This is a genomic window from Gluconobacter potus (assembly GCF_015244705.1).
Lineage (GTDB): Bacteria > Pseudomonadota > Alphaproteobacteria > Acetobacterales > Acetobacteraceae > Gluconobacter > Gluconobacter potus.
Window position 1 is genome coordinate 1 of the sequence record NZ_JABCQF010000027.1, and the last position, 9,326, is coordinate 9,326.

Here is a 9,326-nt window from a genome sequence, read left to right on the forward strand (position 1 = left end):
TCCGTCAGATCCCCTCGTGCCATCCCCGCTTCACCTTATCGCCTTCGTAGAAGCAACCAGTGAATCAGATCTCAGGATGATCGTATAGACCTTTTGTCAACACGACCTAGTTCTCCCATACTGACTGTCCCCCTTCAGCGACCTAACCTCCATCAGTAAGCCTGTGACTCATAATGCCCACTCAGTTCAATAAATTAATAGGTCCTGAGCCTAAGCCATAAGCTGTTCAGGATATAAGGCTATCGAATGCTGCCAGAATGGCTCTGGCGCTGTTTGTCCAGGGGAGGGGTTTGAAGCGGGAGCGGACCTGTTTTGTCCATTCGCCGAGTGCGGGCTGGTTTGTGATGGTGTCGCGGATGAGGCGGTAGGCGTCGTTGGTGTCGTGTGGATTGAAATAGCGGGCGAGGCTGCCGCCGGCCTCGGGAATGGAGGTCGTGCCGGACGCCACGCAGGGACGGCCCATGCTCAGGCTTTCCGTCACGGGCAGACCCCAGCCTTCAAAGAAAGAGGGAAAGACGGTGAAGCTGCAATCGGCGTAGAGGCGGCGCAGTTCGGCATCGGTCGGGTTCTGGATGAAGCGGATCTTGCCGTTGAGCCAGCAGGTGTTTTCCAGCTGCTGCATGAGATCGGAGACAAGCCATCCCTCCCGGCCGGCGAAGACGAGGGTGGGAACCTGGTCTTCGGGCAGGTCTTCGAGGAGCCTGCGCCAGACGCGGAAGAGCAGGGCGTGGTTCTTGCGGGCCTCGATGGTGGAGACGAACAGAACGTAGGGACCGGTCACGAGGGGGGCGGAAGCGACGGGCATGTCGGCGAGGCCGAAGCCTGTGCCCAGCGGAATGGGCTGGACGGTGATGGAGGTGCCGATGTCCAGTTCTGTCAGGTAGGACTGCACGTCCGCAGCTGTGGCTTTGCTGTTGGCAAAAATGACGTCGGCCAGGGGCAGGACGGCGCGGTGCCAGGCGCGGAATGTCGTGATGATGCCGCGATCGCACCATTCGGGGCAGCGGACCGGCACGAGGTCATGCATCAAGAGACCATAGGACATGCGCAGGTCATCGCGCATCCAGCGGATGGTGTGGATGTAGTTCCGGTGGTGCCACGGTGCGCCGAGGGTCAGGAACACGTCTCCGGGGCGGGCGGCGTCCGCCAGTTTCGTGTCCTCCATATACTGCCCGGACCGGCCGGCATTACGACGCTGGCTCAGCTTCCGCTGTCCGGCGCGCAGGGCCAGCTGCCCCAGCGTGGCGGGGAGGGGACGCAGGCCTGCGAACGTCCGGCCTTCCGCCTGAAGGAAGGTGGACAGGCCCTTTTCGGACGGAATCCTGTCGATGGATGGTGTGACGGGGGGGAGGGATGCGGCCGAACCGCTGGTTCCCTTTCCATCGCCTGCCATGATCTGGCGGAACAGGGTTTCCACAACGGCCCAGTTCACGGTCCGGAAGTCATGGGGGTGAGTGGCGTCCGGGCCGCGCCGGACGAACTGGACATTTTCACTGCGGAGGGTGCGCAGGGCTGCGCTGATCTCAAATACGACGCGCTGGATGCCACTCGGCCTCCCGTGATGCAGGAGGTGAAACAGCAGATCGTCAATATCGATCCACAGGATCATGATGTTTTTTCACTCAGGTAAGCTGTGTGGCAGGCGTCCAGGACGGCATCGGCCGTGCGTTCCCACGGGACGGGCTGGAACTGTGTGCGGACCTCTTTCTGCCAGCGGGCCAGTTCCTCGCGGTCCGCGATGGTGTCGCGGACCACGCGATAGGCGTCGTCAATGTCTTCCGGGTCGAAGTAGCGCGTCAGGGGGCCGCCTGCCTCGGGAATAGAGGTGGAATTCGAGGCGATGCAGGGTTTGCCGTTCACGAGGCTTTCCGTCACGGGCAGGCCCCAGCCTTCATACAGGGAGGGGAACAGCGTGAAGAGGCAGCCTTCGTAGAGGTGGGACAGTTCCTCATCGGTCGGATTGTTCAGGAGGCGGATCTTGCCGCGCAGCCACTCGGTGTTTTCAAGCTGCTGCATGAGGTCGGAGACCAGCCAGCCGACACGGCCGGCAAAAACCAGCGTCGGGACCTCCTCGCGTGGCAGCTCGGTCACCAGACGACGCCAGATGCGGAAAGCCAGAAGATGGTTTTTCCGCGCCTCGAGGGTGGAGACGAACAGGACATAGCTTCCCGTAGCGGGCAGCCCCCTGGGGCGTTCATCCGAAACCTGGCGCGGTGGCCCGAAACCGCTGCCGATGGGAATGGTCTGGACCGGGGCAAGCAGCTGCAGGCGATGCCGGCGGGCATAGTCTTCCACGCTGTGGGCGGTAGCGTTGCTGATGGCCAGCAGGCGGCCGCACTGAGGCAGCGTGGTGTCGAGCCAGTGGCAAAAATCCTGGATCAGAGACAGGGCGCACCATTCAGGACGTACCGTCGGAATGAGATCGTAAAGCAGCAGGACGGGCTGGATGCCGTAGACCTGTCGCATCCGGGCCAGACGCTCCCCGAAATCCGGTTCGGACCAGGCGGCCCCCAGGATCAGGAAAATGTCCCCGCGCTGGGGGGCGCTGGCGCAGGACGCAGCCGGATCTGGGGTGGCGGAAACGGGCTGTGGCGCAGGTGTGGGGGAGGCGACGGCCGGGGAACGGCGCAGGCGCGAGCGGACATAGCGGCGCAGGAGCTGAAGCGCTCGGAGCTGATTGACGGCAATGTTCAGCAGGGGGCGGCCCAGCTCGGGGGGGAGGCTCTCCAGCCGTCGGATCATACCATGACGCAGGCGCCGGATCAGGGCGCGGGGCGACCGTGCGGTGGAAGACGCGGGTGTGGCGTCGGGAATGACTTTTTCATCCGTCCTGACGGCGAAGAGGGCGTCCAGATCCGCGAAGGAGACGGGTGTGAGGAGGTCGCCGTCTACCTGTCCGCGACGGGTCAAGACGATCCGGCCGATCCCTGACATGGAGGCGGCCTGCTGGCGGATAACGCGAAGAATTTCAAAAACGAGGCGCTGGATTCCGCTGGGGCGGGCGTTTTTCTCGAAGTACTGAAAGATGTCTTCGACGTCGATCCAGATTGTATAATCTTCGCTCATGCGTCCGGAGTAGCCTCGGGCTGGCCGGCGAGAGCGCCGGTCTGTCAAACGGGGTAGGGCGTTCTGTAGAATAAAGGCCGCTTCCGGAGCAAGCAGTCTTGGGCCTTGATTGAAACACGGATGCTGTCAGAGCGGGGAAATGTTATGTTTGTTGCTGAAAATTTCCATTTTTCGAATCTGAACTTATGACGATTATTTGCTATTTCAGACAGATCGCCCCTGATTAAAAAAAACCATAAGACAAAAAACCTGCAAACGAGACTGCACGCGACGGCATGAAAAATGTTAGTCTCGCGTAAGCCGCGTTCGTTGACCTCCGTTTCTGATCCAATTTCTGAGAAACCGTTCTGCCATGCCGATTTCGACCGAGAGTGCTGCTGACATCGTCCGGCTATTTCGTACAGGTCTTGGAAGAAGACCAGAGCCTGCCGCTCTCGCTCACTTTGCTTCCCTGCTGGAAGATGGGGCGACATTCCATGACATCGCCCATGTCATTGCGGGATCTCCAGAGTTCCGGCAGCTCCATGGTGACGAAGACGTCTGCGATGCGCGATACGTGTCTTTCCTGTATCACAACGGGCTGGACCGGGCGCCGGATCCGCAGGGAGAAGCTGGTCTTCTGGCGGCTCCAAACCGGGGCGATGGACTGGTGATCGTTGCCGGATCGGAGGAAGCCGGGACGAGAACGGATCTCTACGCGCTGCTTTACCCAGAAGGTGCGCCGCCACAGGATGACATGGCCTACAAAGCGTGGCTGCTGCGTTATGACCGGCTGTCGCCCACCGATCAGCTGGCCATTGGACGGCATATCGACCGGGGGATGACCTCGCGGCCGACATTTTCCCTGATGGTGCAGGTCAGCGATCACCGGCTGGACCTTCTGGAGGAAACAATCGCTTCCCTGGAAGCGCAGATCTATACCGACTGGACGCTGATTGTGGTTTATCCTGAGAACCTGCGACCAGGTATTCGCACGCATCTTAAAGAGATTATGCGACGTGTGCCCGGACTCATCGGTGTGGAAGTTTCGCCCCATCAGGGGGTTGAAGGTCGCTGGCGGAGCGCACTGGCGGCAGCGGCGGGCAGTTTTTGTGCCTTTCTGGAACCTGGGGACCAGCTTTCCCGAACGGCGCTTTACGAATTTGCGGTAGCTATCGCCAGCCGGCCTGATCTGGTGCTTCTGTATTGTGACGAGGATCGTCTGGGCAGTGACGGGCAGCGCTGTCACCCTTCTTTCAAGACGGGCTGGAGCCGGGATCTCGCCTATGCGGGAGATGTGATCGGGCAGCTTGCGGTGTTTAGCCGGGCGCGGATCATGGCGGTGGGGGGAATCCGTGACGAGGGCGGCAGCTTTACTCGGTATGATTTGTTGCTGCGCGTGACGGAGAAGGTACCGGCGGTGTGTATCCATCATCTGCCCCGGCTTCTGTTCCATCGTGGGCGGACGCCGGGTCTGCCACTCATGTTCCCATTGGTGCGTGCTACGCAGCAGCATCCTGAGATGCGAGACGTGGTCCTTCGGCATTTTCGGGAAAGCCATCCGGATCTTGATCTTGAGGATGTCTATATCGGCGGCAATGTCTGGCCGAGAATCGTCTATCCTACAAATGGCACACCGTTGGTCTCGATCATCATCCCGACCAGGGACAAGTTCAGGCTGCTCGAGCGTTGCGTTTCCAGTCTTCTGACGCTGACCAAGTATCAGAATTTCGAGGTGCTGATCGCCGATAATGGCAGCACGAACCCTGAGATGCTTGATTTTCTGCGGCGTATGGGCCGTGATCCGCGGCTGACGGTGCAGCGGCTTGCCATGCCTTTCAACTGGTCTGCCCTCAACAACACGATGGCCGGTCTGGCAAAGGGCGACATGCTGCTCTTCCTCAATGATGATACCGAAGTCCTTGAGGAAGGCTGGCTGACGGAAATGGTGTCACTGGCGCAGCAGCCCGGCGTCGGTGTGGTCGGGGCGCGGCTCTCCTATCCTGACGGGACTTTGCAGCATGGGGGCGTTGTTCTGACGGAACGCGGACCCAAACATATCCTGCGCAGCGCGGCGGAGGATAACCCCGGTTATCTGGGGCAGCTTGTTTTGACGCGGGACCTGATGGCCGTGACGGGAGCCTGTATGCTTGTGCCCCGTCCGGTTTTCGAGCGGATCGGCGGTTTTGACGAGACATTCCCCCTGACATGCAATGACATTGATTTCTGTCTGCGCGCCCGGGACGGCGGGTTGCGGGTCGTCTGGACGCCCCATGCGACGCTGATGCACGAGGATGGCGGTACGCGCGGCCGGGACGGGACGGCGCGTAGCCTGTTCAATGCCTGCGTGGATGTCGGGCGGCTGCTGGAACGGTGGGAGCAGATCATGCTCGATGATCCATTCCTGAATGCCAATCTCGAGGCAACGGACTACGCCCTGCAACTGGCCACACCACCCCGTGCGCCAAAGCCCTGGCGACGGCTGGGCCGCCGGCATAAGGCATCCACGCCGCGTACCGCGCTATCCTGAAGGATTTTTCCGTTTTCTCTGCGGTCATCCGTCTTGAGTTGATCCGTTCTGGCCTGAAAAGATCAAAGATGTTCTGTCCTGCTGTTTCCGTTTTCCGTTCCGTTGCGGAGTATCCAGTCCCGTGAGTGATGTGACCGTGCGTCAGTGCGCCATTCTGGTGGGGGGGCTTGGTACGCGTCTGGGCGCATTGACCCGCGCCCTGCCCAAGCCGCTCATGACCTGTGGCGACCGGCCTTTTCTGGCGTGGCTGATGCGGGAAATGCAGCGTTTTGGCGTGGAGGATTTTGTCCTGCTGGCAGGACATCTCTCGGCCGAGATCGAGCAGGCCGTGGAACAGATCCGGTCTTTTCTGCCGAAGCCGGCGAAGATCACGATCAGCGTGGAGCCGTTCCGCGCGGGAACGGGGGGTGCGCTGTATCATGCCCGCGCGCATCTTCAGGACCGTTTCCTGCTCTGTAACGGGGATTCCCTGTTTTCCTGCAACCTGTCGCGGTTCCTGTCGCGGGCGCGGCTGGGGAACTGGATGCTGCTGCGCGCAGTCGAGGATCTGGACCGGTATGGGGAAGTCCGTCTGGCAGAAGATGGTGAACATGTTGCGTCTTTTCATCCGAAGGCCGAGCAGCTGGGGCAGTCGGGACTGATCAACAGCGGGATATATCTGTTGGATCACACGGTCTTCGATCATCTGTCGCCGGACTGTTCGCTGGAGCAGGACATTCTGCCCGCGCTGGCAGCGGGTGGAGATCTGCGTGGCATGGAACTGACGGGATATTTCCGGGATATCGGCCTGCCGGACGATCTTGCGGCGGCGGGACATGAACTGCCCGCGGTGCTGCGGCGTCCGGCCGTGTTCCTGGATCGGGATGGCGTCATCAACCGTGACCATGGCTGGGTCGGGACGCGGGAGCGTTTCGAGTGGGAGCCGGGCGTTCTGGACGCCATCGGGCGGATGACGGAGAGCGGGCATCATGTCTTCATCGTCACCAACCAGTCTGGCGTGGCGCGTGGACTGTATTCCGAGCACGATCTTCAATTCCTGATGGGGTGGGTGATCGGGACGGTGCGTACGCATGGGGGGACGATCGACGACTGGCGGTACTGCCCCATCCATCCTGAGGCCGTTGTGGAGCGGTATCGGGGGACCAGTCCTGACCGCAAGCCTGAACCGGGCATGATCCTTGACCTGTTGCGGCGGTGGGAGCTTGATCCGGAGCGCTGCGTGATGTTCGGGGACCAGCCCACCGACATGCAGGCTGCCAGTGCAGCCGGTATCGAAGGCGTCCGCGTTGCCTCTTCCAGTCTGGCTGACCTGATTTCCGAAAGAGAGGCGTTCCTGTGAACAGCGATCCTCATACACGCTCGTCCCACACACGCCCGATTGCCGGGACGCGGAATGCCGTTCGCGCACGGGTGCCGCTCCGTCTGGGGCTGGCTGGGGGCGGGACGGATCTCAGCCCGTACTGTGACGATTTCGGCGGGGCCGTCCTGAACACGACCATCGACCGGTATGCTTATGCCTTCATCGAGCGATCGGCGGACGGGAACGTCCATTTCATCGCCCCCGATGTGGGCATCGATGAAGCGTTTGACCCGCGTGACATCAATGGCACCATTCCGGTGCATGCAAAGCTCAGGCTTCATGCCGGGGTTCTGGCCGGGATCAGCCGTCGTTTCTCGGTACAGGTGGAGCCGTGGCGCATCACGTCTTTCGTGGATGCGCCCCCCGGATCAGGGCTCGGGTCGTCCTCCGCCCTGGTCGTGGCCCTGGTGGAGGCTTTTGTAAGCCTGCTCCAGCTTCCGCTGGGTCCTTACGATGTGGCGCACCTGGCTTATGAGATCGAGCGGATTGATCTGGGGCTTCAGGGGGGCAAGCAGGATCAGTATGCCGGGACCTTTGGTGGAACGAACTTCATCGAGTTCCTGGCCCAGAACCAGGTGATCGTTAACCCGCTGCGGCTGTCCAGTCGTATCCGCAATGAGGTTGAGATGTCTCTGGTCATCGCCTTTACGGGCGTGTCGCGGGCCTCCGCCGACATCATTGCCGAGCAGCGCAGTGGTCTGCTCAAGGTTACGGAAGAGACCATGCGCAACATGCATCGCCTCAAACAGGACGCGCACGATATGAAGAATGCTCTTCTGCGCGGGGAAGTGGCGCATATGGCCGAGATCCTGAACCGGTCGTGGGAAGCGAAAAAAAACACGGCGCGGGGCATCTCCAATCCATTGATCGAAAAGCTCTATGGGCAGGCGATGGCGGATGGCGCGATCGGTGGGAAGGTCTCGGGCGCCGGTGGTGGGGGGTTCATGATGTTCCTTGTGCCACCTGAACGTCGGGTGCAGGTAATCCGCGGCCTGAATGGTGCGGGCGCGCAGGCTGGTGGCGTACATCTCGTGACGGAAGGAGCCGAAACATGGCTGAGCTGAAGCCGGTGACTGATGACAGCCCGTTCGCAGACGGCATGAGATGGGACGACGGGGAACGGTCCGCGGGGAAAGAGCATCTGCCCATCAGGGAGCCTGCGGTCGAAAAGCATGTGCGTGTGCTCATCGAGAATCAGCTGGAGCAGGCCATGGGGCGTGTCTTCCAGGTGGAGGAGCGGAGCCGTCATCTGGAACGTCTGTTCGCACGTGAGCCGGTTTCGGAGCATGATGTCCAGTCGCTGACCCGCAGCAACGCCGAACTGCGCAACCAGCTTCAGCAGCTCCAGTCGGAGCATCGGCTGCTGCTTCAGTCCACCGCATGGCGTGTCGGGCGCAGGCTGAGGGATCTGGCGCAGCGCCATCCGGTCTTTGCCCGTCATGCACGCCGGGCTGCCAAGCTCGCATACTGGACCCTCACGCTGCGTCTGTGGTCGCGGATCCAGGTTCGACGGGGTGCCAGAAAAGGCATTGCCCTTCTTGCGCAGTCGCCGTTGTTCGATGCGGCCTGGTATTGCAGGCGTTACGCGGCAATGTTGCCGCCAGGGACTGATCCGGTCGCACATTATTACTGGACAGGTGCAGCGCAGGGACTGGATCCGCATCCGCTGTTCAGCAGCAGCTGGTATACTGCTGCGCTGCCGGTTGAGGCGGCGATCAATCCGCTTGTCCATTACATTACCCATCAGGGACGCAACCCACCCGATCCGCATCCCCTGTTCGATACGGGCTTCTATCTGAAGCAGGTTGGAAAAATAGCGCCTGGACGCACACCGCTGGAAGATTTTCTGGCGCGTCCGCCCGGGTCTGCGATCAGGCCGAATGCTGTTTTCGATCCTGTGGCCTATGCCGAGGAATATGCCACCAGTCTGAAAGACGGAACCAATCCTCTGGCGCATTATGCCGCAGAAGGAGAAGCGGGCGGGTTCTGGCCGCATCCGCTGTTTGATCCGGCCTGGTACACGGCGCGACACCCAGCTGCCGTGGAGTTCGGAGCACTCGCGCATTATCTGCGAGAAAAAAAATGCGCAAAGGGCGTGGTCTGTTCCGAACATATGGCGCAGCTGGGTGACAGCACGCTGTCCCTGCCGTTTGCGCTGTCCTTCCCGGAGGAGCGTGATCCGGAAGTTTCGATCATCATTCCGGTCTATGGTCATTATTACGATACCTGGCGCTGCCTGGCGTCTGTCATGCTGCTGACGCGGAAAGTGCCGTATGAGGTGGCTTTGTTGCACAAATGGCGTGAAAGCGGATTCACGGCGTGAAACCAGTCTGGTAGCTGGGTGTCATGAGCAAGTCGAAGCCCACCCGCTACCGTACGACGAACTGGTGT

6 protein-coding genes are annotated in these 9,326 nt (G+C 61.0%); 4 read left to right on the forward strand and 2 right to left on the reverse strand.

What is annotated here, in order from left to right; all coding sequences use genetic code 11:
- Window positions 1–226 precede the first annotated feature (226 nt).
- Together HKD31_RS15330 and HKD31_RS15335 are read right to left on the reverse strand one after the other, a co-directional pair.
- Window positions 227–1,609 (reverse strand): glycosyltransferase family 4 protein, encoded by a 1,383-nt coding sequence (locus HKD31_RS15330; protein WP_194265672.1) that lies wholly within the window; start codon window positions 1,607–1,609, stop codon window positions 227–229.
- Window positions 1,606–3,066: a glycosyltransferase family 4 protein gene (locus HKD31_RS15335; protein WP_194265673.1), complete on the reverse strand. Its 1,461-nt coding sequence runs from the start codon at window positions 3,064–3,066 to the stop codon at window positions 1,606–1,608. The genes HKD31_RS15330 and HKD31_RS15335 overlap by 4 nt, the downstream gene beginning before the upstream one ends.
- A gap of 352 nt (window positions 3,067–3,418) precedes the next feature.
- On the opposite strand from HKD31_RS15335, the gene HKD31_RS15340 reads away from it, so the two are divergent.
- The 4 genes from HKD31_RS15340 to HKD31_RS15355 all read left to right on the forward strand — a co-directional run bounded on the left by HKD31_RS15340 (window position 3,419) and on the right by HKD31_RS15355 (window position 9,258).
- Complete coding sequence (locus HKD31_RS15340; protein WP_194265674.1) at window positions 3,419–5,575, forward strand: glycosyltransferase; 2,157 nt, start codon at window positions 3,419–3,421, stop codon at window positions 5,573–5,575.
- Window positions 5,576–5,696: 121 nt separating this feature from the next.
- Entirely contained in the window at window positions 5,697–6,914 is a 1,218-nt protein-coding gene (locus HKD31_RS16175; RefSeq protein WP_338085595.1) for an HAD-IIIA family hydrolase, read from the forward strand.
- A complete protein-coding gene (locus HKD31_RS15350; protein WP_338085596.1) occupies window positions 6,911–7,999 on the forward strand; it encodes a GHMP family kinase ATP-binding protein in 1,089 nt (362 codons plus the stop codon). The genes HKD31_RS16175 and HKD31_RS15350 overlap by 4 nt, the downstream gene beginning before the upstream one ends.
- Window positions 7,987–9,258: a hypothetical protein gene (locus HKD31_RS15355; RefSeq protein WP_194265675.1), complete on the forward strand. Its 1,272-nt coding sequence runs from the start codon at window positions 7,987–7,989 to the stop codon at window positions 9,256–9,258. Before HKD31_RS15350 ends, HKD31_RS15355 begins: the two co-directional genes overlap by 13 nt.
- Window positions 9,259–9,326: the final 68 nt, after the last annotated feature.

What these genes read in the sequence shown, in the direction of transcription:
- HKD31_RS15330 (WP_194265672.1), bottom strand. Translation starts at nt 1,609, where the DNA reads ATGATCCTGTGGATCGATATTGACGATCTGCTGTTTCACCTCCTGCAT.
- HKD31_RS15340 (WP_194265674.1), top strand. Translation starts at nt 3,419, where the DNA reads ATGCCGATTTCGACCGAGAGTGCTGCTGACATCGTCCGGCTATTTCGT.
- HKD31_RS15335 (WP_194265673.1), bottom strand. Translation starts at nt 3,066, where the DNA reads ATGAGCGAAGATTATACAATCTGGATCGACGTCGAAGACATCTTTCAG.
- HKD31_RS15355 (WP_194265675.1), top strand. Translation starts at nt 7,987, where the DNA reads ATGGCTGAGCTGAAGCCGGTGACTGATGACAGCCCGTTCGCAGACGGC.